This window comes from Pantoea sp. CFCC18179 (assembly GCF_059412405.1).
On sequence record NZ_JBNBPM010000046.1, the window covers coordinates 1 to 860 of the forward strand.

An 860-nucleotide genomic window follows, 5' to 3' on the forward strand; every position below is an offset into this window, starting at 1 on the left:
TCATATCACCTTACCGACGCTTTACGCAGATTAGCACGTCCTTCATCGCCTCTGACTGCCAGGGCATCCACCGTGTACGCTTAGTCGCTTAACCTCACAACCCACAGGCGTTTTACAACGCTGCAGACTGCAAGCATTTGAGAGACTCGAACACGTCGTTTATTCATTCTTATTACGGAGAATGAACACGACGCGTCGTTTCAATTTTCAGCTTGTTCCGGATTGTTAAAGAGCATAATACTTCGCAGCACACCGTTTCCGGCACGCTCTGAAGTATTGTTTTGAGTCACTGTAATGGTGGAGCTAAGCGGGATCGAACCGCTGACCTCCTGCGTGCAAGGCAGGCGCTCTCCCAGCTGAGCTATAGCCCCATACAGTTACTGCAGAGACCACTACTACCACTCACCAGGAGTCACATTCTTCAGACGAAAAATNCGAACCGCTGACCTCCTGCGTGCAAGGCAGGCGCTCTCCCAGCTGAGCTATAGCCCCATACAGTTACTGCAGAGACCACTACTACCACTCACCAGGAGTCACATTCTTCAGACGAAAAATGTTAATTTCTTCTCAGGCAAGGCATGCGGAAGGAAAGTTTACTTTTGGGTAAACGACCGCGCGCATAACGCAGCATGAGGAGAAATTTGGTAGGCCTGAGTGGACTTGAACCACCGACCTCACCCTTATCAGGGGTGCGCTCTAACCACCTGAGCTACAAGCCTGTAGAGGTTTTTTCTGCTCGTTACTTTCTATCAGACAATCTGTGTGAGCACTTCGCGGGAAGGTATCTTCAGGTAAGGAGGTGATCCAACCGCAGGTTCCCCTACGGTTACCTTGTTACGACTTCACCCCAGTCATGAATC

Annotated in this window: 2 tRNA genes and 2 rRNA genes; all 4 read right to left on the reverse strand. The window is 50.3% G+C overall.

Annotation, left to right across the window (positions count from 1 at the left end):
• Positions 1–94, reverse strand: a 23S ribosomal RNA gene (locus ACPUC7_RS24400); the annotation flags it as partial.
• A gap of 201 nt (positions 95–295) precedes the next feature.
• A tRNA-Ala gene (locus ACPUC7_RS24405) sits at positions 296–371 on the reverse strand.
• Positions 372–642: 271 nt separating this feature from the next.
• Positions 643–719, reverse strand: a tRNA-Ile gene (locus ACPUC7_RS24410).
• Positions 720–792: 73 nt separating this feature from the next.
• Positions 793–860 (reverse strand): 16S ribosomal RNA (locus ACPUC7_RS24415); the annotation flags it as partial.